Genomic DNA, 24,257 nt, shown 5'->3' on the forward strand with positions numbered 1-24,257 from the left:
CTCTGAGCTAAAGAGCCTACATAAAATCGAGAGATCATGAATAAAGTGAATAAGCAAGAACTGTTATCACAATTGAACAATGCTCAAAACAATTTTATGCTGGGTATTGCAGCCCTTGGACTGTTGGTTCAAGAGGAGAGCCATTCAGTTATGGAGAAACTTGTATGCATCATAACAGAGACATCTTTTTCGTTCGTAAATGATGTTTCTCAAGTCCGTAGTCAATTTCACAGTAATCAGTTTCCAATAAAATTTTCATCTTTTCCATTAAGTGTAGCTGCAAATTACATAAAGATTGCCAATAAGGAGCGAATACAAGAAATACAACAGGAATTCTTTAAGATGTTGCTGAGGTCTCTTCTTAAAGAATCTTTTGAAGTTATTAAAGAATACTGCACTAATTCAAATCAGCTACCTCTTTTCAGGAAACAGGATTGGTATCATTTTGCTCGATTCGTACGCAACTGTTTGTCTCATAACTTCTTAATTGAGTATAGAGATTTTGACAAAAAACTTTTACCTGTTTCTTGGAAGGGAAGAAGTTTCACCCTCTGTATGAACGGCAAACCTATTGATGCATCTTTTTTAACTATTGATCATGCACTTGAATTGTATAAAGACATGAGAGGTTTCGTAGAGAATTCGCTGTAATCAAACAGTAGTTTCATCCCTGAGTTGTCAGCGTTTGGCGTTCTCGGTCTGCCACATAGCTCAAGCAACCGAGAATATCCTCCTGCGTGAGATAGGGAAAGTCATCTAGAATTTCTTCATATGTCATGCCCGAAACAAAGTAGGGCAATACATCATAAACTGTGATTCGCATTCCACGAATACAGGGTTTACGCCTCGCTTTCCAGGTTCGATCGCAACAAGCAACAGATCAAAAGCATTGGTCATGGTAGCGATCGTCCTTTCAACCAAGAAGAGAAGCGATCGCTCATCCAATCATTACCTAACTCCTTGTGAATTACGTTCGGAGGCCGTGCCGATCCATTGTTGAGAATTTACCGCAGCATCAATTTTGTTTTCCAATGCCGTTAGTTCTTTGGGTGCATTGGGTGAGGCAAGGTAATGATTTACGGTTTTTTGTCGTTTACCCATCATCAGCGAGGTAATTGTAGACGGTGCATCGGTGTGTCCTCCCGTATAGCTGTCTTGCAACTGAAAGTACTGAAGCCGTTGAAACTCTGCTATCAGCTTTTTCACTGCCGACTGGCTAATCGTGATCGTGCGAGTGCCAGTTACCTTCACAAACCGCCTCCCCTCGTACACCACTTTGCCATTGCCGTAAACGGTGAGTTTATACATCGGGCAAAAGCCAAAACAGGCTGTACGTTCCAGTGTCAGCATCACAGGTTGCCGCACTTGTTGAGGTTGAACAGCTACTCGTCGGCTCAAGGAAGTAGCTTCAGCCGCTAAGAGTGGGGCATGAAAAGCAGGAATGATTAAAGCACTGCTAAGACCAATTAGCACACTCAGTAGCATGGGCGATCGCATTATCATCTCCTCCAAAACCAGCAATATTGTGTTATCTCCAAGTCTATTGATTGCTACTGAGTAATGATTCGCGGTTGCCAATTTAGATACAAGTTGAAGTCACTTTAAAGAACGGGGCACTATAGATCATCAAATCACTTGTAGTATAATGTATTATTTATGTAACATGCTCCTACTGAATGAGGTATTGATAAATGGAACAGATACGCCTGGTAAAAATTAGTAAATACTTGAGTAGGCATCTGCGGCATACACCAGAACGCCTCGGACTCACGCTGGCGACTGGCGGCTGGGTTGGCGTTGATGAGTTGCTGTCTGCTTGTGCCGCGCATCAGTTCTCCTTCACGCGTGCAGAGCTAGAAGAAGTCGTTGCCGCCAGCGATAAACAACGCTTCTCCTTTGATGAGTTGAAAACGCGCATTCGAGCCAACCAAGGGCATAGCGTCGAAGTTGATTTGCAGCTAGAACCACAAACGCCACCAGAGGTGCTGTATCACGGTACAGGTGAACCATCTGTGCCAGCAATTCTGCGATCGGGTTTGCTCAAGCTGTCACGGCATCATGTGCATTTGTCTAGAGAGATGGAAACGGCCCGAAAAGTTGGAATGCGGCATGGTCGTCCTGTAATCTTTGCTATCGATGCCGCCGCGATGCACCAAGCAGGCTTTACTTTCTACTGTTCAGACAATGGTGTTTGGCTTGTGGATGAAGTTCCGTCCTGCTATCTGAGAATTACAAAGTAACTTCATGAGGAAACTGAACTTATGGCTAACACTAAGCAAACCGTTCAGCCAAAGAGCTTTATTAGATGGGAGATTGTTTGTATTGGCGTTTTCCTAAGCCTTTATACAACAAATTTAATTTTTCCATTTTGGAAGTTATATGTTCCTGTTTTTGGGGCGGGAGAAATTTTTATATGGTTTTTAGCTCTGCCAGTAGCTCTATTAAATCTATTGCTTGTCATACTGCTATTAACCATTAGACGAAATAAGCAGCGGCTTGCCAAAATTTTTATTGTTGCGCTAGGGCTTGTCATTCTGGCAATCGGTTATGCTCATAATGCTTCTATTAGCAGTTTTGATGATAATTTTAGAGCGTACTTTAAACAAAGAGAATACATTGTCGGATTAATAAAAGAAGAAAAACTAAAAGGGGTAATGAAGTGCTTAAACAAAAGGATTCAGCATTCAGAAAAACGTCCGTTAAACGCTCAGATACCAATCTGTACTGAGGCAATCTCTTTACCTGAAGATTATAAAGGCTTGTCCTTTGGAAGTACACGCCTAGTTAAATACAGCGATCGCTTTGAGATTCATTTTACTCATAGTACCTATGGGTTTGGAGATGGCTCTAGAGAAATTATCTACGAAGAGAAGCCTGATCAGTCACCGACTTGGAAAACATTAGGAAGAACCCTATATCCACCATCACATTAATTTAATTACATCAAGCTTTTCTCCTAAACCATCCTTTTTTTGTAAGAGAGAAACCATGACCATTTACTTTTATATAGAGCGCGAAGAGCCTTACGGTTTTTTCTCCAATTTCTCAGCGCATGGCTTTGTGTTAGATGAATTGTATTGGGCAACGAGTGAACATTATTTTCAGGCACAGAAGTTTGTGGGTACGCCTCATTTAGAGAAAGTACAACAGATGAGAACGCCCAAAGATGCCGCTAATATGGGCAGGAATCGCGCGCTTCCGCTCCGTCCTGATTGGGAACAGGTGAAGGATGAGGTGATGCAAAAAGCGGTGATGCAAAAGTTCACCACGCATGCGAATATCCGAGAAATTTTGCTTTCAACTGGAAGTGAAATGCTGGTGGAAAACTCTCCGATCGACTATTACTGGGGCTGTGGCAAAGACGGAAGTGGCAAGAACAAACTGGGGCAAATCTTGATGGAAGTGCGTGAGGCTTTACGCAACAAGAATTGCTCAATGTGAGTGAGGGGAGGTGCTTAGTATGACTGATATCCACAAGCTATTGAATCAGATTGCCAGTGCTGAAGCGCAACTGCGATCGACCCAATTTCTTGCACCTTGTGTCAGAGGTGGACGAGTTCACACACGGGTAGCAGGGATGGTCTATACCTTCACTCCTCAACCTCAAGTGTTTGAAGGGTGGGGCATTTTTCAGCCTGTGAATGAACAAACTGCAACACTGGTTGAAGAGGCAGAGTTACCTCAGATTTCTACTTACTTGCAACAGTTTTCGACCATTCGGTTGCGTTTGGCCTACCGCTTACAGCGTCAAACTTGGCTAGCCTATCCAGTCAATGAAGCGGATATGCGGCAGCGGTTTAAGGTCGTGAAACCTCTGCCTGTGCATCTAGTGACAGAAGGCGTTGCCTTTGAGCAAATCCTCGCTCGCTGGAATGGCAACTCCTGCTGGTTTGCGGAAGTCGATCGCCGTGCTGACCCTACGACCGCCGAAACTCTGCAATTCAATCTCAAGCAATTGATTTCCGTTGAAAACTTGCAATTTAAGGGGATGACTCCAGAAATGCGAACTCTCTACGAATTAGCAACTCAGCAGATAGAAGGATTTGCCCAACCTCACCGCGATGAAAAGCAATTACGTCAAGCGCTCAAGCTGGGCGGTGGCGAACTGCATCAGTTCCAGGTTCGGGGGGATTACTGGACGGTAGATTGGACAACATCGGATGGCATTCATCACACGAGTGCGATCGCCAAAGATGACCTGACTGTGGTGAGTTCTGGTATTTGTCTCAGTGGGCGCGATCGCGACTTTGACCTGCAATCGTTAGTCGGTGTGATGGAGGAAAGGGAGTACTGAGTGCTGGGTGCTGAGTAAAAACAAGGCCTGATCAAAGGCTATAACTGGCAACATCTCCTCTCAGCACTCAAATCTCAGCACTCAGCACTATTCATGTACTCAGCACTATGACTATCTTTTTTCATGAGCAGCTTTATCGAACAGACACGGTGATGGCAAAGCTGAAAGAGTTTCCTGTGACCATTTGTGGCGCAGGAGCACTGGGCGCGAATCTGGCTGAGAATTTAGTTCGTGCTGGCTTTGGCAAACTCAAAGTCATCGATCGCGATCGCATTGAGGAACGCAACCTTTCAACTCAACCCTACTATCGTTCAGATGTGGGTGCATTCAAAGCCAGGATTTTGGCGAATAACTTGTATCGAGCGATAGGGACAACGGTAGAGACAGAAGTAAAGGAGCTGACTGCAACAAATGCTGCTCAGCTACTCAGCGAGAGTGGATTAATTGTTGACGTTTTTGACAACAGTACGTCTCGCCAAGTCGTGAAAGATTACGCCGATCGCACTGGCATTCGTTGCCTTCATGCTGGGCTTTCTGCAGATTATGCCGAAGTAATCTGGAATGATGTTTATCGCGTTCCGTCTGATGTCAATGATGATGTCTGTGATTACCCATTAGCACGTAATTTAGTGATGCTAACGGTTGCTGTGGTGTGTGAGGCGATCGTCTCTTTTGTCATGACAGATGAACAACGTCACTTCACGATCACGTTGAAGGATCTGAACGTTCAATCTCTCAATCTGTAGCCCTGGAGGGTGATTGAACCACTCCCCGCAGACCGTCACCAGCACTTCGCACTGCCAAGCTCTGACAGCACATTTTACATGGAAAATCTGCTACCACAGTCCCAGAACTATTAACCTGGCAATCAAACGGCATGAGCGGCTGTCCAAGACTGGTCAGCTACCAGTGTTCCATCGACGCCATCACGTGCCAGTTAACTGCTTTGTGAACGTTCTGGGCAAGTGATTGCCATTGCCATCAGCCGAAGAAGCCTGTCATCGCCATCGACCACAATCTGCTGCTTCTGGCTTAACCCGAACTCAGGTTAACTAACAAGTCCATACAGAATCTTTCTTAAACTATGATTTACAGTCGCTCCCGCCAAACACCGACCAGGCTACCCTGAACATCAAGGTCTCTTGCGGGGACTTCGATCGGCGGATAGGTATCAGCATCGGGATTACCGGGTTGCAGAACGACCTTACCACCTTTGCGATGGAAGTACTTCAGCGTTGTTTGGCCTTCTACTCTGGCCGCAACGATCGTGCCATTTTTCAACGCTTTGGGGTCGGCAACAGGTTGCAAGATGACCACATCACCATCGTCAATGAGCGCGTCGATCATGCTGTGTCCTCGCACACGCAGCGCAAAAAAGCGAGGATTCAGGAGCAGATTAGAAAAATCTAAATGCTCGACCTCGGTATCCTGGAAGGTTTCTACCAAGCCACCCGCCGCGATCGCGCCGCGAATGGGGACACCTGGAGAAGATGCCTGAGTTAGGCGAATCGTCCGAGCTTTACCCTCATTCCAATCGATATAACCCTTTGTCTTCAAGTGCTCCAGGCGGCTTTGAACGGGTGCCGGAGACTTCAAGCCCATCGCCTTCATCATTTGCCGAATGGAAGGTGAATGCTGATACTCACGAATGTAGCCCACTAGCCAGTCGTAGAGTTCCTGTTGGGCTTCGGTAAGGGTTTCCATAATCATTACTAAGCGATCGCAGTATTTAGAACACTTGTACCATCAAAATCGCGACTTGTCTAGTACTTTTCTGATTAAGAAGATTATTTTTTAGATTGCGAGACGTTAAGCGTTCGCTTGGAGTAAATCTATGAGGCTGGGTAGTTAGAAAAAGGCAAGAGGCAGAAGGCAAAAGAGAGGGATCGTTCTGGCTGCTGGATGGAGTCTGTAAAGGCTCATGGCTTAGCTTGGTGGTAGAAAAACTGCCCTACCACCAAGCTTGTGGTTGCCTGGTTGAAGATGGTTAGGCTTCGATGACGACGCGCAAGTTGCCGCGTTTTTTGGAGACACGGCAGGCTGTGCTAGAACCCGATCGCTCAAACTCCAGATCTAGCAGCGTTGGGCCGACGCGAAGGTTTTGAAGCGAGAGGTAGTTAATCGATTCTGGCAGAGCAGGGTCAATGATGCGGAGGTGGTTACCAGGAGCATCAGGGACGAGGTTGACCATCATCTGCAAGAGCTGAAAGACGCTGCCCGTTGCCCACGCTTGGGGTGAGCAGGCGACGGGATACTGCACCGGATCGTTGTCTTCTATGCGCTCATAGCCACAGAACAGTTCAGGCGGGCGCTGGTACGGTTGGCGTTTGGTCATGTCCAAAATGCCTTTGGACACTTCGAGGGCCTGATCGATTAGACCCAGCGATCGCAGCCCGATCGCCGTCATCGCATTGTCGTGAGGCCACACAGAACCAATGTGATAGCCCATTGGGTTATAGGCAGGCGATAAGCTGCTGAGTGTGCGAATGCCCCAGCCATTAAACATATCGGGCGCACGCAAACGTTCGGCGACGCTATAGGCTTTTTCGGGGGTAAAGATGCCCAGGTTGAGGCAGTGCCCAGGATTGGAGGTGATGCTGTCTACAGGTTTACCATCGCCGTCCAGCGCCAGTGCGCAAAAGTCCTGATCTTCCATCCAGAAGTCGCGGTTAAAGCGAACTTTGAGGTCTCTGGCTTCGTCTTCCCAGCGATCGGCGAGATCAATCCGCTTCTTCATGCGGGCGATTTGCGCCAGCCGAATTTTCGCGGCGTAGACGTATGCCTGCACTTCGCAAAGGGCGATCGCGCCTTCTGCCAGTTGTCCGCGACGGTTGATAATGCAATCGCCAGAGTCTTTCCAACCTTGATTTGCCAACCCTCGACGGGAGGTGCGGAGATAGCTGAGGTAGCCTGTTTCGCGGCAGTTGCGATCGAGCCAGTCCATCGCTGCCAAAGCGTTTGACCACAGAGCATCCAACGTTTCGCGATCAGCCGTCCAGGCAAAATACTCGGCATAAAGCATTAGCCAAAGCGGAGTCGCATCAACTGTACCGTAGTAGGGTGTATGAGGAATTTCCTGGCAGCGCGCCATTTCGCCAAACCGAATTTCGTGCAGGATTTTGCCCGGTTGCTCGTCGCGCCATTCATCGTCGTTTTTACCCTGGTATTGCGCCAGGATGGTGAGAGTTTCGCGGGCAATTTGCGGGTCGAGCATCAAGATTTGAGAGGACGCAATAATGGAATCGCGTCCAAACAAGGTAGAGAACCAGGGCACTCCGGCAGACAGCGCTTTGCCCTTACCAAACGATTGCCGTAGCAGGTAGATATCTTGCTCGGCTCGTTCGATGATCTGGTTAAAGGTGTTTTTATCTGATCGAATCCGCGTGACCTGTTGTCGCCAGGTTTGCTCTTCCATCAGTTCTGCTGCTTTCGCCTGAGAGAGCGTCACAGGAGCGCTAACGACAGAAATCGCATGACTGTTATTAAACATTTGCAAGCGATAACCGATCTTCAACGTTTCGTGAGAGTCGATAGTCAACTGCCAGACAGCCGTAAAGCCTTTCAGCACATCGGGCTGCTGATGGACGAAGTAGAGGCGTGACTCCATCAGCGCATTGTCTAGACCTTTATAAGCAAGCGTCATTTCCATCGACTTTGCAACTGGCTTAGCGGAGTCGTCGATCGCAAACGCTTCGCTCTGGTCAGCAGGCGTTGGTTCAGATGGCACCAGATGCAGTCGTTTGCCGTGATGTTCGCGTGCGTAGCCTCGAATGTCGAAGAGATCTTTGAAATCGGCATCAAAGCTCAGGCTCATTTCAAAGCTGACGGTATTGGTCGTGTAGTTAGAGATTTCGATTTCCTCAAATAGCCCACCGTTCAGAACCAGTTCACGCTTGATGCCGATCGATTCAGCGCGGATACGCTCATCAATCTGCGGGTTTGTGCATAACACTGATAGGAAAAATCCCTTGTCTGCCGTGCTGCTCAAAAGAATGGGCGATCGTCCCTCAATTTGCAGTTCCAGGCGGCTAAGAAAGCGGGTATCGCGGCAAAACAGCCCCATGCTAGAGCTGCGATCGTTCTCCATGCAGCCGCCAATATTGCCGAGTGTATCGGTCAGCAGGAATAAGTCGTCATCCTTCAGTGTCAACGTGGTGTGAGGGCGTTCGCTCAACACACAAGGCCATTCAGAGATGGGGAATTGGTCAGCCGGGGCAAATTTACGACCGTCAAGTTCAATCAGTTCCAGAGTTTCTAGTGTCATTCGATCCACAGGTTTCGGTAACAGGACAAAGTTGGTAAGGGCAAAACTCAGGGCACTCAAACACACGTGCGATCGAACGCTAGAGAGCATGAGATGTAAAACAGTGAACGTAACCATAGCCAGCTTCAAACGTCATAGATGGCATCACCGATGAGAGGTTTGAACGGTTTCAGTTTAAAACGTACAGTCGCATCTCTCCCTCATAGCGCCTTGAATAGAAAGGTATTGGATAGGCATTGGATGCATCACATTCGATCACGTGTAACCTGGCTCTACCAGGCAAGACTGACCGTAGTCATGCAGCCGACGACAAAACGACGATTTGTACAGGATTAGCCCATACTCAAGGCTACAGAATTTTTGCAGCTTGTGGCGCGATCAGAGTATTCACTGACAAGATCTCACAAAATCTTGATAGAACTGGTTTTCGGGCATTCAACACACTCATGCGATCGCCGTTTGCTTTCTGCATAAATGTTGAATTTATTGTTCCAGCCTGTCAGCGGTTCTAAACAATTGGAAGGCAAAAGAGGGTAGAAGGAGAAAAGTTTTGAGTTCAAGAGTTGGGCGCTGGGAGATGAAGGCTAAAAAGCTGACCGCTGATTACTACGGTTTGAGTTTCCCTGCCTTCCCTGCGTCCCCGCTCCCCACGCCCTCAGACAGCGAGTATTGGCGGCGGTTGACAGGTAAACGTCATTGACTGCCCGTTGGGATGGGTAAAGCTTAACTGTAAAGCGTGCAGGTGGTAGCCGCAATCGCCTGGTACAGGCAGTTTATCGGTTTCAGAGGCGGAGCGGATGACGGGTATCCCGCCGATCGCATACAGTGGATCGCCAACGAGAGGATAACCAACCGCTGCGAGATGAATGCGAATTTGATGGGGTTTGCCCGTCAGAATGGTCACTTCGAGCAAGGTAGCTGTGGCATCACGGCGCAGCACTATACAATTGCTTTGGGCGAACGCTCCCTGAGAATGGGCGGCATAGACATACCCTAAGGTGGGATGAGGCTGCTTGCCGATCGGCTCTGTAATGGTGAAGCGATCGGGCATGGAGATGCCCTTTGCCAGCGCTCGATAGATTTTCTGCATCTGGCGTTCGCGCAGTTGTTGGCTCAGGTATTTACGGGCATTGGGCGATCGTGCCAGTAGCATGACTCCAGAAGTCCCTCGTCCCAAGCGATGGATGGGAGTCGGTGTGTCTTGGGGATAGCACTGCTGCAATTGCCAGAGCAACGTGTGTTCCAGGAAACCTCCTCCGGGTAGGACTGGCAGACCGGGTGGTTTAGCGACAACCACCACATCAGCATCCTCGTAAAGCACATCGAATGCTAGCGGCACTTCCGGTTCTTGCCAGGGAGTCCGTTGGTAGGTCAACCATTGCCCTGCTAGCAGGCGCGTCTCTGCCGTTGTTTCTGCTTCATCGAGCAATATTTGTCCTGCTTGAATCCGACCTTGCCACTCAGACCTAGTAGAATGACGATATCGCTGAGTGTAATAGTCCAGCACCGTTACACCCTGTGCTGATCGATCTACCTGCTCTCGATACGTCCAACCACGATTCACATTTCAGCACTCACATCACGCAGCAACGGCTCAACTCTTGTATTCTGAACGGTGTAGCACACTTCAATCCAGAAGCATTCGTTTTTGTGAGTCGTTTTGCTGTAGTAGCCCTGAAAAGTAAATGCCCCCAGCCAGAAGCCAAGGGCAATATCAGGGTGCATCTACCACTCCTCTATTCCAAAACGTCTTGCTTGATCCGGAGGAAATGGTAGAAGGGGAAAAGTTCTGGATTAATTTGTGAACAAAAGGTAGAAGTAGAAGGTAGCAAAGGGGAGTAGGGAGTAGGGAGTGGGGCTAAAGGCTGACGGCTCTCTTAACTCAAAATTCAAAACTCTCGCCCTTTTATTAACAACCAACAACTAACAACTTTTCCGTGATTTCTTTTGCTCAACTCCAGGCCCACCAGTCGCTACCCAATGCTGATCGCCCACAGTATAGCTGTCGGACGCATCTAAACCTCTACAAATCTCCAGCATTAGAAGGATTGGTCACGCAGGCGGCGGCAGGACGCTATTTACGCGTTGTGCCACTGTCCGAGGCGGAGCAGGGAACAACACCAGCGGCGATCGCAGTCTGTCTCTGTGAAGACGATTATCCCGGCTGGCTGGCGATCGCCGATCTTGAACAGCTCGACATTGCCGATCCACCTTATCAACCTGTTTCTCTTTCAGAGGCAGAAATCAGGAAGCGGGTGCAGGGTGCGATCGCCTTTGCAGAAGCAGCGATGGCGCGACCCAACCAGTACCTCTGGGGTGGCACGGTGGCACCAGACTACGACTGTTCTGGTTTGGTGCAAGCGGCGTTCGCAGACGTAGGCATCTGGCTACCTAGAGATGCGTATCAGCAGGAAGGCTTTACGCAGGCAATTTCGTCATCAGAACTGCTGCCTGGTGATTTGGTCTTTTTCGGGCCACCCGCTAAGGCAACACATGTGGGCTTATACCTGGGCGAAAGCTGCTACATCCACAGTTCTGGCAAAGATCAGGGGCGGAACGGTATTGGCATCGATCGCCTGTCGGAGTCGGGCGATCGTGTTAGCCAAGCATACTTTGCTCAACGGCGGGGTGCTGGGCGGATTGTCGCCTGCTATCAGCCAGCAAGTTGCACCTGACTGTAACAGATTCGTGACCAATCTTTGATACAGTGCTTTCAGTCTCTTTAGTTGTCAGCCTTATCTTTACTATTGCCATTGACCATGAGTATTTCATTGCACCCTGACGGCAGTCTGATACGGGCTTCCAACGCCACTCTTCCCGAAGTCTCGGTCGTTGTACCTATTCATAACGAGTACGATAGCCTGCCTCATCTGGTGGACGCGATCGCCTCTAGCCTCAGTGCAGAACAGCTTCGCTACGAGATTATTTGTATCGATGACGGTTCAACTGATGGTTCAGATGCCTTGCTCAGGCAAATGGCACAGGCACGGAACGACTTACGTGCGGTGATTTTACGTCGTAACTATGGTCAAACAGCGGCAATGGCGGCAGGCTTCAGCAGTGCGAAAGGACTGGTCATCGTGACGCTCGATGGCGATTTGCAGAACGATCCAGCCGATATTCCCATGCTGCTTGCCAAGTTGGAAGAAGGCTACGATCTGGTGAGTGGTTGGCGCAAAGACCGCCAAGATGCGGCGCTCACAAGGCTACTGCCCTCAAAGATTGCGAACTGGTTGATTAGCAGGGTGACAGGGGTAAAGCTGAATGATTACGGCTGTTCACTGAAAGCCTATCGATCAGAACTCGTTGCCGATATGAATCTCTACGGCGAACTGCATCGGTTTCTACCCGCCCTGGCTTTTATTGAAGGGGCTAGAATTACCGAAATTCCAGTGCGCCATCATGCCCGTCGCTTTGGCAAGAGCAAATATGGCTTAGACCGGACGTTTCGAGTCATTATGGATTTGCTCACCGTCTGGTTTATGCGGAAGTTTCTCACCAAACCGATGCATGTCTTTGGACTCTTTGGTGTAGGATCGATCGCCATTGGTACAGTGATCGGCGCATACCTTACCGTGCTGAAACTGGCTTACGGAGTCAGCATCGGCAACCGTCCACTTTTGATTTTGGCAGTGGTCTTAGTCTTAGCTGGCGTGCAGCTCTTTAGCGTGGGGTTGCTGGCAGAGCTTTTAATGCGCACCTATCACGAATCGCAAGGCAGACCCATTTATCGTATTCGTGAGACGATTGAGCCTGGTCATGCCACCGATCGTTAGAATGATCAAAGCAACATGATGAGATGCATGCGCGATCGAGCTCTAATGGTCATACCTCACTGATTTAGAAAGAGGACTTACGCAAAAGCGGCCAATCTTTCGCCTCCTAGCCCCCAATGCTTGGGGGAACCGAGCCAATTAAAGCCCCAAAAATTGGGAGTTTGGGGGCAAATGCGTAAGTCCTAAGAAAGCACCACAAATGAATGATTGCACCCTATTCCTGAAGGGCTTTGGAGTTATATCCTTTGGCAGATTGGTTAATAGCAGGGCCTTGTTATTGTTGATTTGTCAACAGTTGATTTATCAACATAAAGAGGTTTAGTAAGCAACTATGAACATCATTGCTTGGATCGTATTAGGTTTGATTGCGGGTGCTATTGCGAAAGCAATTTACCCAGGTCCTCAAGGTGGCGGCATCCTTGGCACGATCGTTTTAGGTATTATTGGCGCGTTTGTCGGTGGTTCTTTGTTTAGCTTGTTGAATACTGGCACGCTTCAATTGGCAGCTACAAGCTTGAGTATTCCTGGCGTTTTTGTAGCGGTTCTTGGTGCAATTATTGCCATTTTCTTGTGGGGGCTGCTCACCCGCCGTGCAGTTTAGGTCGTCCCTCAATTTAGGTTTAGTAACGCCTGACTGGGTGCTGTGCCTTGATGTTGCCGATGTGTGAAGGTAAGTAGTTTTCAAACTTCACGGCTAAAGCAAGAAGCTTGCTCAGAAGGCGAAAGTTAAAACTAAGCAGGTTCAGTGAGAGCTACTATTTCTCTTGCTGAACCTATTTTTTGCAATCGGGCTTGCGCAAACCTCGGAAGCTTTAACCAAGAATCAGGTATCAAACCAAATGTTGTCGCTTAGACCTTCGAGGTTCATGAGAAATCGTTGATTAGTCGCGTCTCAGTAGTCTTTATTCGTCAGGCAAAATCCATTGAGGTGGCTCCATACGCTTTTTACGAATAGCCTCTTCTGCCATTTTCAGCATTTGATCAAGCGAGGTTTCGCTAATAAATTTAGTTGCTTGGGCTTTGTATTCCAGGTTTGGACATTTATCACCTAATACACAGCCGTTTTTGCAGGCTTCAGCACAGTCGATCGTCATTCTTAGCTCCAATCTCAAAATGAGATGTCATTGAATCTTTACGTCTAGGTGAGAAAGCTCCAGCACTGTAGGCACATACCTTGATTGGCGAAGCAAACCCATCCAGCATTTATTTTACCGTTGTAGCTTTGAACTATAGTCGTGACAGAGCAATCCTCTTGCTTTATAAAAATTATTTTTGGGTTAGCTATCAGCTACCAGCCTTAAAGTCTATGTTGAGGGCTTAGGACTGATGGCTTAAACCACACATACTTTTGACGCACCCTTTCGGACTGCTATAGCTGAAGAGAAATTAGAGGAAGGAAGCGTTGCCTGCGTGCATACGATCGCGTCGTTCAGACAAGCTTCCGTTGATATGGCCGTTGCAACGTTGAGGCCACATTTACTCTGCGGACGTAAATTTTTGCTAACAATTTTCCTGATCGGGCGCAGCAATTGTGACTAGGAAAACATGAGTTTCCTGTAGCAAAATGACCGATCTTTCTCTGTTGGCAACCGTTTTGTCAAAAAGCTTGGCTCAGCAACCGTCTACCAGTGTGCCTCCACCAGCCGCCCCACTAATAGCCCGCGATTGGAAGACATCGCCTTTGCGTCAAACCGATTCTTCAGAGGAAGCCACTCGAACTAAAGCTATTCTGAAGCCCAATGTGCAGCCTGATATTGGGCAGGAAGCTACAGAATTTTCTCAGCCCGCGATCGCCTTACCCCGTTCAGGTAGCCAACTCTACTGGCAGCGTGTGGCGGCCCTGCGATCGGGCAAGCTCTACACCCGGTTGCCGATCGATAGCTTTTATGAAATCTGGTCACGAGCTACTAGAAACCCAACCGACGCCCAGTGGCGACGGCTGCTGGCTTTAGAGGCCAAGGCTGCAACTAGAGGGCAAGGAAACCGCCGTTTGTCGGTCATGGTTGGTGATTCGCTCAGTCTGTGGTTTCCGAGCGATCGCCTGCCGTCAGGTCAACTCTGGCTCAATCAAGCGATTTCTGGCGAAACCACTCAGGCGATCCTCCACCGCTTGCCCACGTTTTCGATCGCTCGCCCACAGGCAATTTATGTCATGGCTGGCGTAAATGACCTCAAGCAAGGCGCAACCGATAACGATATTCTGTGGAATCTGCGCCAAATTGTACGCCGCTTGAGGCAAACACATCCTGGTGCCCGCATCGTTCTACAATCCATTCTGCCTACCCGCACAACGATGGTGCCCGGCAATCGCATTGGTTGGCTGAATCAACGACTCGCCGCGATCGCTCAGGAAGATGGAGTCACCTTCTTAGATCTCTACACCCAATTTACCGACGAAGAGGGCAACCTGCGCCCTGAGCTAACCACGGATGGGTTACATCTCAATGCCAATGGCTACGCGGCTTGGCAAGCCAAACTAGCGCAAGCAGATACGTGGCTTGCGCGGGGTGGGTGAGAAGGAAAAAGGTAAAAGAAGTTGTAAAGCCTTCGGCATAGCTTCGCTAGGGTTTTTAGTTGTTGGTTGTTAGAAGAAAGCTGATGGCTGGGCTGTTGATAGCTAATAGCTCTTTAACTCAAAACTCAAAACTCTTACATCCTTACACCTCTCACCTCACTCCTCACTCCTCTCTTCCAACTCAAACTATCTGACGACTCTCCTAAAAATCTCTTCATCTGATTGCGGTAGCATTTTGACAGGAATCAATCGTCCTCCTTTACTGAGTGATTTACTGTGAAGCATCAGTTTGCGATCGCTTTAATTTTCCCATACCTGCTTATAGCCGCAGCCCCTGCTCATAGTGATGGCCTGCCCCTGGAGCAGCAAGTTGAAGCAGTTGCAGCGCGGCTTGAGGGCGTGATGTCTACAGCCGCTCAGTCACGGGCCAATCTCAAAGCGGCTAACGTCCGTATGACGACGTGCCGGGTGACGTTGGCAGGTAATGCCGCACCGAGCAACACGATCCTGCTCTATCAGGAGCAAGCACTGGCTAAGGAGTTAGCTAAACCATATCGGCAACGCTTTTTGCAGCTTAGCGCCAGCCCAGTGAGCCAAAGTGTGCGATCGCGCTCCTTCAAGCCTGTGAATCCTACCGCCTGGATCAATTTCTGCGACAAGCCTGTTGGCGATCGCCTGGTGCAAACTAAAGACCTCGGCACTACCATTTGTAGCGTTTTCCTGCGGCGCTCTGGTGATGCTTATGTGGGTAATACTCCTGCTGATGGCTGTCCTGCGAATGTCCGAGGTGCAGTGAGAATTAAGAACCATATCGTGCTGCGTCTTGATGGCATGGACACCTGGGATCAAGGCTTTGATGCTGCTGGCAAACAGGTATGGGGGGCGAAAGCAGAGTCTTATCAGTTTCGCCGTCAATAACGAGGGATGAGGGATGAATTAGCTTTGACTATTGGCGGTAACTGGGAATTAACTCCTGAAAGCTTCCTTCCCTGCTCCCCTCGCTTCCCCTACTCCCCACCTCCCGGCCCCCACTCCCCCTTGTTCAAGCTCAAACCGTATGGGGTACCTTACTCTAATGAAGAGTGATTGTGGCTGGAGATCAACGACAGAGCACCTTTGTGCTTAACATGGAGTATTGGCATGGCTCAGGGCATGGGTAAAAAGCTCAAATTAATGGTGGTCGATGACGAACCCGACAACCTGGATCTGCTCTATCGCACGTTTCGTCGTGACTTTGAGGTGATCAAAGCCGATAGCGCGATCGCGGCACTGCAAATTCTAGAGCAGCAGGGAGAAATGGCGATTATCATTTCAGACCAGCGCATGCCTGAAATGCTGGGCACAGAATTTCTGAGCAAAACGGTCGATCGCTACCCCGACACGATTCGGATTGTTTTGACTGGCTACACCGATGTCGAAGATTTGGTCGAAGCCATTAACGCAGGCAAGGTGTTCAAATACATCACCAAACCCTGGAATCCTGACCAGCTAAAAGGGGTCGTCCAGCAAGCGGCAGAAACGTATCAAGTTTTAAAGCAACGCACTAACGAACTGCGGCGGTCATTACGTCGTGAATCGCTGTTTAACACGATGACCACGGCGATTCGTGAGTCGCTGGACTACAGCAGCATGCTACAGACCATTGCTGAAACGCTGGGACAAACCTTTGCGGCAAGTCGGTGCATGTTGCATCCTGTAGTGGACGATAGCCTGGAACCAAAAGCACTGGTCTATCACAGCAACCAAGCGGCAGAAACAGCACTCGGTCAAGAGTCCCCCCCACTTGCAGATCGGCTTGAGGAGACATCACTCCTGCAAGCGGCGTGGCAAACCCGGCAGCTTCAAGTCACACCAGCACTGACAAAACAGGAGCAGGCTGAGAAAGAGTATCAGTTGGTGGTACCGCTTCTGTACCAGCAAGAACTTCTGGCGGTATTGTCGCTGTATCGGGGGGCGATCGACCAACCCTGGTCGCTTGAAGATATCGAACTCATTCAAGGAGTGGCCGATCAGGCAGCCCTTGCCCTTTCGCAGGCCAAGCTTTACCAGCGCACTCAGGAGCAAGCCGAACAAATGCGGGCAGAACTGGCCGTTGCCCGCCAGATTCAAGGAAACCTGCTCCGCCAAAGCCTTCCCGACCTGGATGGCATGAAAGTACAGGCGTGCTGCTTTCCGGCACGGGAAGTGGGCGGCGACTTTTTTGAGGTTTATGCCCATCCTCAAGGCGACATTTGGCTAGCTGTAGGAGACGTGTCTGGCAAAGGCGTGCCTGCCGCTCTGTTCATGGCAAGCGCAATTTCCGTACTGCGGCGAGAACTGTCTCAAGAATCACCGCCAGAACCACATCTTGTCATGCAGAACTTAAACCGCAGTCTTTCTGAAGATTTGGTGAGTACCAACTGCTTTATCACAATGGTTCTGGCACGCTATAGCCCTGCAACCAGGCAGCTTGTGTATGCCAATGCGGGACACATTTACCCCTTAGTGTGGTCTAGCCGCAATGTAGCCGCGCAGGTAGCAACTCAAGGCGCATCAGCCGTGGAACCTAACTATCTGAAAGTACGTGGCGTGCCGTTGGGTATTCTACCGATCTGGAAGGCAGCATCCGGTAGCGTGGCGCTCAACCCAGGGGAGGTCATGCTCCTGACCAGCGACGGCATTACCGAGGCGACAGTGGCGACGGCTGACAACGGCAGCACCAAGACCCCCCAAACGGTGACGGCGATGCTGCAACAAGCTGGTTTGTGGCAGCTGCTGATGCAAGAACATGCCCCTCTTGACCTCAACCGCTTGCTTTCGCGGATTCGATCGCACAATACAATTCAAGAAGACGACCAGACCATACTCTCCCTGGAGGTTCTGTAGTTAATGAGAACTGAGCTACACGTACCCAGCGACCTGAAGTTTTTAGCCATTGTCGAAAATTGGCTTCTAGGCGCGCTGGAAGTAGAACTTGGCAACCACGTCGATTGGACTCGACAGTCCAATCGGCTAAGGCTGGTTCTAGTCGAGGCTTATTCAAATGTCGTCCGCCACGCGCACAAAGATCAGCCCGCTCTGCCTGTCCTGATACGGCTAGAACTGCGAGAACGCGACATCGCCCTGGAACTCTGGGATCATGGCGCTGGCTATGATATCGCAACATACATGGAGCCAACACCAGAATTGATGCAAGAAGGCGGCTATGGCTGGCTCATTCTCAACCGCTTAATGGATCGTGTCGAATACCAATTGCAAGTAGACGGTCTCAACTGCCTCAAGATGGAAACCAGCTTGCCAGAACCATCACAGCCTGCGGAAGTGGGAAGGGAGTAGGGAGGGGAAAGTAGGGAGTCGGGAAAAGGGGAGGCAAGGGGGTAAGGGGAGCAGGGGAAACGTGGGGGGCAGGGAAGCAGCCTCCAGTAGTTAGTTCCCGTTGCCTCCAATATTCAAAGCTAATACCAATTTGAATTGAAAATGCGACACATCCTGTAGGGGCAAGGCAATGCCTTGCCCCTACCCACCGATTGATCTGTAGCCGTCATTCTTTAAATCGGTATAATTCATCCCCTATCCTTCTGCCCTCTGCCTTCTTCTACCTTCTGCCCCCTACCCTTTCAAATTCTAAAGATGCTCTAAGCGCTATCGCTTGCTTGTGAAAATCGGGTAGACTGCTCTTCTGTTCATGCATCAGGGAGCCAATTTTGTGATTGATCGCGCTACTCTAAACTGCTCGGAGAGGCATGGCAGCGTTATTCGCCCTTCTTGGACGGCGGTCATAGAACGGTCTGCGGCAGAGTGGTTGTCTAGAGGGCTGCTGGACTGTGCTCCAGAGCGACGTTGTCAGAGAACGATCGTCTCCAGCAAGATCTGATACGCTACTACTAAACTACTTCAATAGACTAAACGCTATATGTAGAGCTAAATGCTGGCTTAGCACTTTTTCCGTACAGTAAATCTACTCATTTTGGACTTGCGCTTCAGCTAATTTCGGTGCATCGTTTGAGGGCAACGCAGTAAGGTTGGGGCAGCGCTTGCCGCCCAGAGAAGGAAGTCGGGATCTCCGGTTTGCCTCGGTTTATGTCGCCATTCACGGGTAAGAGGTGAGGATTCGTGGTCGAAATTACGCTCGATAATCTCTGGACAAAGGTGCTGGAACGCTTGCAGATTCAGCTCAGTCGTCCAACCTTTGAAACTTGGATCAAAACGGCAGTTGCAGAGCAGTTAGATGACAATTGCCTGGTCATCCGTACCCCTAACCCCTTTGCACGTAATTGGCTGCAAAAGTATTACATCAAGACCATTGCGGAAGTGGTGCAGGAAGTGATAGGGCACCCGATCGATATTCACATCACGATCGCGCAAGGTGACGATGCTATCGATAATGCAGACATGTTCTGGCCGCTGCCATTTCATGAGAACCCTGCTGATCCCCCACCTACCTCTCAAACGGTTGCGCCAACCACTGGCAACAGTGCGCGGAGCGATTTGAATTCTAAATATGTGTTTTCGCGGCTGGTCGTAGGTTCCAATAATCGCATGGCCCATGCAGCTTCTCTAGCCGTTGCAGAGTCACCTGGTCGGGAGTTCAATCCCCTGTTTCTGTGTGGGGGGGTCGGACTGGGCAAAACGCATCTCATGCAGGCGATCGGGCATTATCGGCTGGAAATCTGCTCTACCTCGCGCATCGTCTACGTCTCCACAGAGCAGTTTACGAACGATCTCATTACAGCCATTCGCAAAGACAGTCGGCAGAGCTTTCAGGAGCGCTATCGGGCGGTAGATGTGCTGCTGGTGGATGACATCCAGTTTATTGAAGGCAAGGAGTATACCCAGGAAGAGTTTTTTCATACCTTCAATACGCTGCACGAGACGGGTAAGCAGGTGGTGCTGGCATCCGATCGTCCTCCCAACCAGATTCCTCGCCTGCAAGAACGGCTCTGTTCCCGCTTTTCGATGGGCTTGATTGCCGACATTCAGCCGCCCGATTTAGAAACGCGTATGGCGATTCTGCAAAAGAAAGCCGAGTACGAAAACATGCGTCTGCCGCGTGAGGTGATTGAATACATTGCCTCTAGCTACACCAACAACATTCGTGAGCTAGAAGGGGCACTGATTCGAGCGGTTGCCTATATTTCCATTTCGGGGTTGCCCATGACAGTGGAGAATATTTCACCCGTCCTCAATCCTCCCGTAGAGAAGGTGGAAGCAACACCAGAAGCGGTGATTCTGGCGATCGCGGAAGCCTTTGATGTCTCGGTCGATGACCTGAAAGGCAGTTCTCGTCGCCGTGAAATCAGCGTTGCCCGTCAAATTGGGATGTACTTAATGCGGCATCATACTGATTTGAGCCTGCCCAAGATTGGTGAAGAGTTTGGCGGCAAAGACCACACTACCGTCATGTATAGCTGCGATAAGATTGCTCAGCTTAAGGAGAGCGATCCCAGCATGGCACAAACATTGCGGCAATTGGGCGATCGGATTAATCTTTCGAGTCAGTCACGGAAGTGAGGGCAGGGGAAGCAAGGGAGGCAGGGGGGAACGGGAAGCAGTCTCCAGTTTCCAATATTCAAAGCTAATTCATCCTTCATCCCTCATCCCTCATCCCTTTGCTCCAATCAATCTTGCTGGTTAGAAAACTGACGTGCCCCGATCGCCGAGAGTACAATTGCCGCCAACAGCAGCACCGGAATGACGTACCAGGGAAACTGCGCAAGGGGCAAATAAGCTGCTGCTCGTAGTCCCAGACTGGTGTAGGTTAGAGGCAGCAGGTAAACGATGACTTTTAGCGCGATCGGTAGCGTCACCGGGTCAAAAAAAGTTGCGCCCAGAAATGACATGGGTACAATCACAAAATTGTTGTAGATACCGACGCTTTCTAGCGATTTGACATTTAGCCCCACAATCACGCCCAGCGCTGAAAAGACCGCACAGTTCAGCACTAGCACCAGCAGAAACAGCGGGTTGAGAAAGCTCCACACCTTGCCTGTGCAGAGAATGGCAACCAGAATGACGGAACCTGCGGTGAGCATGCCTCGCACAATGCCTGCCATCATCTTGCCAACGTGAAGCGCCAGCGGATGCACGGGCATCAACAGCATTTCTTCAAAGGTTTTGGTGAAGAGACGATCGCCGCAAATTGAAAAGGTTGTGCCGCCAAAGCTAATCACCATTGATGACAGCGCCACCATTCCGGGCAGAATGAACTGCAAGTAGTTGTCTCCCGCTGAGGGCTTCATGGCTGAATCCAGAGCGCTTCCCAGGCCCAACCCAAAACCCACGATGTAGATCAGCGGCGACACCAAACCAGACGCGACGACTTGCACCAGACGCACCCGCAGATCGAGCCAATCTCCCCAGAAAACGGTGAGGCTATCGCTCCAAAGTGTGTGAAGGGTGGAGCTAGAAGCCGCTTTTTGAAGCAGTAATGGCGTTTGAAAACTCACAAATGAAGACTCACAGTTGAAGCTAGCGGTTACGTTGTCTTTAACTATTGTTACACTCTCCTGTACGTGATCACAGCAAGGATTGTCGAAGTTCTCGTATTGCTACGCCAGTTCCTTGTTCAGCGGCTGTTTGAAGGCAACGAGACATCGGCGATCGCAGATCAGTTCCTGGGAAAAAGCGACTCTCCGATCGCAGTTGATATGCGTCATTGTGCAGTTCATGAATGGCAAGCTGGTTCCGTTTGAACAACCAGACTTCAGGCACACGATAGGGTAAGTAATCGTTCACACTGGAGTAGGACGTAACATCAATTTCAATCACTAAATCCGGTGGCGGATCAATCCCCCAATTTAAGCGGTCTTTGCCGACGGCTGCTTGCCAACGCTCAATATAGAAGCAATAGTCAGGTTCAATGCCACTCTCTTCTGGCAGCGACATGGTGATGGGCGTAAACGCCTCGTAATTACGGTTTTGACTGTCTAGCAAGACTGTCACCACATTTGCAATTAGGTGAGCATCGCGCCCATGCTTGGGTAAAGGACTCATCAGCACGATTTCTCCACTGCGGTACTTGATGCGCGGAATGGAGCCATCCCCTCGGCTTTCGCACAAAGCAAGGTAGTCCTGCCAGGTTCCCGGTAAATGAACAACGGTTCCCGGCGGCAATTGAATGCGTTCGCTTGAAATGACTGCATACATTGCCTTTTCCTCGTCTTTCCCGCTGGTGCCGCTTAGAGCCACTATAGCGTATGGATCAACTCACGTTTGCAGTTCCGCAAGCGGCGCGATCGTCGTTTCTGCATCGTACGTTTCTTGCTCATTCACTAAGCGACCATCTTCCATGTGGATCAGGCGATCGGCAATATCCAAAATGCGGTTGTCATGCGTTACCAGCAAAATGGCGCACGCTTGTTCTTGAGCTAACTTTTGCATGAGTTCCACAATGTCGCGCCCTGACTGTCTATCCAGTGCGGCTGTGGGTTCGTCAGCCAGAATCAGTCTGGGATGGCTGACCAGAGCACGGGCGATCGCCACACGCTGCTTTTGCCCACCAGAGAGAGTTTCCGGGTAATAATCTACTCGATCGGCCAATCCTACAGACTGGAGTATGGCTGTTGCTTTAGTTCTCCTTTCGACGGGCAGCGTCGTTTTGTGGAGTTTAAGCGACATCGCTACATTTTCCCAAGCCGTGAGGCACTTGAGCAAATTGTGGGATTGAAAAATAAAACCAATTTGGTTGCGTACTTGCATGAGCTTGCGCTGGTTGGCACCTTGCAATTCCTGGTTGAGAATTTTAAGGCTCCCATCCTGCATTTTTCTCAGCGCTCCGATCAGCGTCAGCAAAGTCGTTTTCCCGCTCCCAGAAGGCCCGGTCAGAATCACAATTTCACCAGAATTCATCTCAAGATTGATGTTGCTTAATACAGGTTGTTGGAGTGCCCCTTTGCCAAACGTATGGTTGAGTTTTTGGATTGCAATGACGGGGGTTTGCAGCATAAAGAAGTGAGTATGAGTGGCTAAGGACGGTGCATCAGGAGTCAGGAGTCAGGAGTCAAAACTCAAAACTCAAAACTCATACCGATTTAAAGAATGACGGCTACAGATCAATCGGTGGGTAGGGGCAAGGCAATGCCTTGCCCCTACAGGATGTGTCGCATTTTCAATTCAAATTGGTATCAAAACTCAAAACTCAAAACTCAGGAGTCAGGAGGGGGCGTTGTTGGCTCTATAGGCATAGTGGTTAAGCTTGGAACGAAATACTGCGCTAAAAAACATCGGCTGGATCGGCAGACCGGAGCTTGCTGGAGGCAATCGCCGCTGATACGGTACACATCACAAGCGTGAGAACAAAAACTGTGAGGGCAATTTCAGGACTCATGATGAGCTCCAGTCGGGTCAAGCCGCCCAAAAAGCCATACATCCAGACGGAAATGGCAAACCCAGGCAGAAACCCCAAGATGGCAAGGATTGTTGCTTCTTGAAAAATAACCATGAGTAAGGAGCGATCGGAGTAGCCCATTGCTTTAAGCGTGGCGTATTCTGCCAGGTGATCGTTGACATCGCTGTAGAGCACCTGATACACAATCACTACGCCCACAATAAAGCCCATGATGGTACCAAAGCTAAAGATGGGGCCTACCGCCGTACTTTCCTGAAAAGTTAACTCTTTGGCTATTAACTCATCGTGGGTATAGGCTTTCACTCCTGGCACGTTCTTTTCAATACCTGCTTTCACGGCCGCTGGGTTTGCGTTGGCTGCCAGTGTCACCACACCCACGCTCACTTGATCCAGCAAATTTGCACCAAAGATGTCTGCAAAAGTGGCTTCACTCATGATCACGTTCCCACTGCCTAAGAAGAATGAGTTGCCTAGACTAAAAAGCCCTTCGACCGTGACACGACGGTTGTTGAGCAGAGCCATCACAGGGCCTTTCTCGGCGAAAAGCTGGGGAATGGGGCCAAAATCAGGCTTTGCCTGTCGATCGAACAACACGCTGTTGGGAACGTTAAGTCGCTGCTGTTGCTGAGTGACAGCGGGCAAATTAAAGACCGTTTGAGTGGGGTTAAAGGCATACACACGACCTTCAAAAGATTTTTTCTGCTCAGAATAAGCCCAGGACGTGGGTGAAATATACAACGGTGTTGTTGCAACCACGCCTTGAATTGCGGCGGCTTGATAGAGACGAATGCGATCGAACCCATTTGATCCTAAAAATTCAGTGCTGGGGTTGAGTAAGAACAAGTCTCCTTTCAAACTTTGCGGTAAGGCCGTCGCACCGCCAGTAAAAAGCGACAGGAAGCCTAACTGCATAAAAATCAGCACGTTAGCAAAAGAGATACCACCCATTGCCACGGCTAAACGCACTTTTTGATGTGAAAGTTGTGCCCACGCAAGCGGTCGCTGAGTTTGCAACATGTGCCATAGTGCTGTAGGTGGCATGAAGTAGCGTGATTTGGTCATAGCGGTAGGATATTTAGCAA

Annotated in this window: 25 protein-coding genes; 14 read left to right on the forward strand and 11 right to left on the reverse strand. The window is 49.6% G+C overall.

Translation table 11 applies throughout. The features are described 5' to 3' along the window. The first annotated feature begins 36 nt into the window (after positions 1-36). On the forward strand, positions 37-651 hold the full coding sequence (locus AC5JLP_RS11945; protein WP_496068133.1) for a hypothetical protein: 615 nt from the start codon (positions 37-39) through the stop codon (positions 649-651). A 13-nt stretch (positions 652-664) separates the two neighbouring features. Here AC5JLP_RS11945 and AC5JLP_RS11950 read toward each other — a convergent pair whose 3' ends face one another. Together AC5JLP_RS11950 and AC5JLP_RS11955 are read right to left on the reverse strand one after the other, a co-directional pair. After that, positions 665-823, reverse strand: a complete 159-nt coding sequence (locus tag AC5JLP_RS11950; protein ID WP_496068134.1) for a DUF433 domain-containing protein — start codon at positions 821-823, stop codon at positions 665-667. Positions 824-948: 125 nt separating this feature from the next. Then, complete coding sequence (locus tag AC5JLP_RS11955; protein WP_496068135.1) at positions 949-1,497, reverse strand: DUF6438 domain-containing protein; 549 nt, start codon at positions 1,495-1,497, stop codon at positions 949-951. A gap of 194 nt (positions 1,498-1,691) precedes the next feature. Between AC5JLP_RS11955 and AC5JLP_RS11960 the strand changes: the two genes are divergently transcribed. From AC5JLP_RS11960 to AC5JLP_RS11980, 5 genes are all read left to right on the forward strand, one after another. Beyond that, entirely contained in the window at positions 1,692-2,240 is a 549-nt protein-coding gene (locus AC5JLP_RS11960) for an RNA 2'-phosphotransferase (protein ID WP_496068136.1), read from the forward strand. Positions 2,241-2,261: 21 nt separating this feature from the next. Next, positions 2,262-2,933: a hypothetical protein gene (locus AC5JLP_RS11965; RefSeq protein ID WP_496068137.1), complete on the forward strand. Its 672-nt coding sequence runs from the start codon at positions 2,262-2,264 to the stop codon at positions 2,931-2,933. 55 nt (positions 2,934-2,988) lie between these two features. Further along, on the forward strand, positions 2,989-3,441 hold the full coding sequence (ybiA, locus tag AC5JLP_RS11970) for a riboflavin biosynthesis intermediates N-glycosidase (RefSeq protein ID WP_496068138.1): 453 nt from the start codon (positions 2,989-2,991) through the stop codon (positions 3,439-3,441). A 19-nt stretch (positions 3,442-3,460) separates the two neighbouring features. Then, positions 3,461-4,294, forward strand: a complete 834-nt coding sequence (locus AC5JLP_RS11975) for a hypothetical protein (protein ID WP_496068139.1) — start codon at positions 3,461-3,463, stop codon at positions 4,292-4,294. Between the two features lie 107 nt (positions 4,295-4,401). Then, positions 4,402-5,040, forward strand: a complete 639-nt coding sequence (locus AC5JLP_RS11980) for a HesA/MoeB/ThiF family protein (RefSeq protein ID WP_496068140.1) — start codon at positions 4,402-4,404, stop codon at positions 5,038-5,040. Between the two features lie 343 nt (positions 5,041-5,383). Here AC5JLP_RS11980 and lexA read toward each other — a convergent pair whose 3' ends face one another. The 4 genes from lexA to AC5JLP_RS12000 form a co-directional block, all read right to left on the reverse strand. Beyond that, positions 5,384-5,998, reverse strand: coding sequence for a transcriptional repressor LexA (gene lexA / locus AC5JLP_RS11985; RefSeq protein ID WP_496068141.1), 615 nt, complete (start codon positions 5,996-5,998; stop codon positions 5,384-5,386). Between the two features lie 283 nt (positions 5,999-6,281). Further along, positions 6,282-8,558 (reverse strand): amylo-alpha-1,6-glucosidase, encoded by a 2,277-nt coding sequence (locus tag AC5JLP_RS11990; protein ID WP_496068181.1) that lies wholly within the window; start codon positions 8,556-8,558, stop codon positions 6,282-6,284. Between the two features lie 655 nt (positions 8,559-9,213). Continuing rightward, the gene (locus tag AC5JLP_RS11995) at positions 9,214-10,122 is read right to left on the reverse strand and encodes an RluA family pseudouridine synthase (protein ID WP_496068142.1); all 909 of its coding nucleotides are present in this window, start codon (positions 10,120-10,122) and stop codon (positions 9,214-9,216) included. Then, the gene (locus AC5JLP_RS12000) at positions 10,119-10,283 is read right to left on the reverse strand and encodes a hypothetical protein (protein WP_496068143.1); all 165 of its coding nucleotides are present in this window, start codon (positions 10,281-10,283) and stop codon (positions 10,119-10,121) included. Before AC5JLP_RS12000 ends, AC5JLP_RS11995 begins: the two co-directional genes overlap by 4 nt. A 212-nt stretch (positions 10,284-10,495) precedes the next feature. Here AC5JLP_RS12000 and AC5JLP_RS12005 point away from each other — a divergent pair, with 212 nt between their 5' ends. The 3 genes from AC5JLP_RS12005 to AC5JLP_RS12015 all read left to right on the forward strand — a co-directional run bounded on the left by AC5JLP_RS12005 (position 10,496) and on the right by AC5JLP_RS12015 (position 12,935). Beyond that, positions 10,496-11,233 carry a C40 family peptidase gene (locus tag AC5JLP_RS12005; protein ID WP_496068144.1) on the forward strand — a complete coding sequence of 246 codons (738 nt, stop codon included), beginning with the start codon at positions 10,496-10,498 and terminating at the stop codon, positions 11,231-11,233. Between the two features lie 84 nt (positions 11,234-11,317). After that, on the forward strand, positions 11,318-12,334 hold the full coding sequence (locus AC5JLP_RS12010; protein WP_496068145.1) for a glycosyltransferase family 2 protein: 1,017 nt from the start codon (positions 11,318-11,320) through the stop codon (positions 12,332-12,334). Between the two features lie 331 nt (positions 12,335-12,665). Beyond that, positions 12,666-12,935, forward strand: a complete 270-nt coding sequence (locus AC5JLP_RS12015; protein WP_496068146.1) for a GlsB/YeaQ/YmgE family stress response membrane protein — start codon at positions 12,666-12,668, stop codon at positions 12,933-12,935. Positions 12,936-13,236: 301 nt separating this feature from the next. On the opposite strand, the gene AC5JLP_RS12020 is transcribed toward AC5JLP_RS12015, so the two are convergent. After that, a complete protein-coding gene (locus AC5JLP_RS12020; protein WP_496068147.1) occupies positions 13,237-13,428 on the reverse strand; it encodes a hypothetical protein in 192 nt (63 codons plus the stop codon). 470 nt (positions 13,429-13,898) lie between these two features. Between AC5JLP_RS12020 and AC5JLP_RS12025 the strand changes: the two genes are divergently transcribed. The 5 genes from AC5JLP_RS12025 (at position 13,899) to dnaA (ending at position 20,339) form a co-directional block, all read left to right on the forward strand. After that, a complete protein-coding gene (locus AC5JLP_RS12025) occupies positions 13,899-14,849 on the forward strand; it encodes a GDSL-type esterase/lipase family protein (RefSeq protein WP_496068148.1) in 951 nt (316 codons plus the stop codon). 276 nt (positions 14,850-15,125) lie between these two features. Beyond that, positions 15,126-15,767, forward strand: coding sequence for a chromophore lyase CpcT/CpeT (locus tag AC5JLP_RS12030; protein WP_496068149.1), 642 nt, complete (start codon positions 15,126-15,128; stop codon positions 15,765-15,767). 222 nt (positions 15,768-15,989) lie between these two features. Beyond that, positions 15,990-17,714 carry a SpoIIE family protein phosphatase gene (locus AC5JLP_RS12035; protein ID WP_496068150.1) on the forward strand — a complete coding sequence of 575 codons (1,725 nt, stop codon included), beginning with the start codon at positions 15,990-15,992 and terminating at the stop codon, positions 17,712-17,714. A 3-nt stretch (positions 17,715-17,717) separates the two neighbouring features. Further along, entirely contained in the window at positions 17,718-18,164 is a 447-nt protein-coding gene (locus AC5JLP_RS12040; RefSeq protein ID WP_496068151.1) for an ATP-binding protein, read from the forward strand. Between the two features lie 777 nt (positions 18,165-18,941). After that, on the forward strand, positions 18,942-20,339 hold the full coding sequence (gene dnaA, locus AC5JLP_RS12045; protein WP_496068152.1) for a chromosomal replication initiator protein DnaA: 1,398 nt from the start codon (positions 18,942-18,944) through the stop codon (positions 20,337-20,339). Between the two features lie 107 nt (positions 20,340-20,446). Here the strand turns inward: dnaA and AC5JLP_RS12050 are convergent, their stop codons facing one another. The 4 genes from AC5JLP_RS12050 to devC all read right to left on the reverse strand — a co-directional run bounded on the left by AC5JLP_RS12050 (position 20,447) and on the right by devC (position 24,237). Next, on the reverse strand, positions 20,447-21,274 hold the full coding sequence (locus tag AC5JLP_RS12050; protein WP_496068153.1) for an ABC transporter permease: 828 nt from the start codon (positions 21,272-21,274) through the stop codon (positions 20,447-20,449). Between the two features lie 70 nt (positions 21,275-21,344). Continuing rightward, entirely contained in the window at positions 21,345-21,974 is a 630-nt protein-coding gene (locus tag AC5JLP_RS12055) for a Uma2 family endonuclease (RefSeq protein WP_496068154.1), read from the reverse strand. A gap of 60 nt (positions 21,975-22,034) precedes the next feature. After that, positions 22,035-22,772, reverse strand: a complete 738-nt coding sequence (locus AC5JLP_RS12060) for a DevA family ABC transporter ATP-binding protein (RefSeq protein WP_496068155.1) — start codon at positions 22,770-22,772, stop codon at positions 22,035-22,037. Between the two features lie 268 nt (positions 22,773-23,040). Next, positions 23,041-24,237, reverse strand: a complete 1,197-nt coding sequence (devC, locus tag AC5JLP_RS12065; RefSeq protein ID WP_496068156.1) for an ABC transporter permease DevC — start codon at positions 24,235-24,237, stop codon at positions 23,041-23,043. Positions 24,238-24,257: the final 20 nt, after the last annotated feature.

The sequence above is a fragment of the Stenomitos rutilans genome (genome assembly GCF_059505485.1).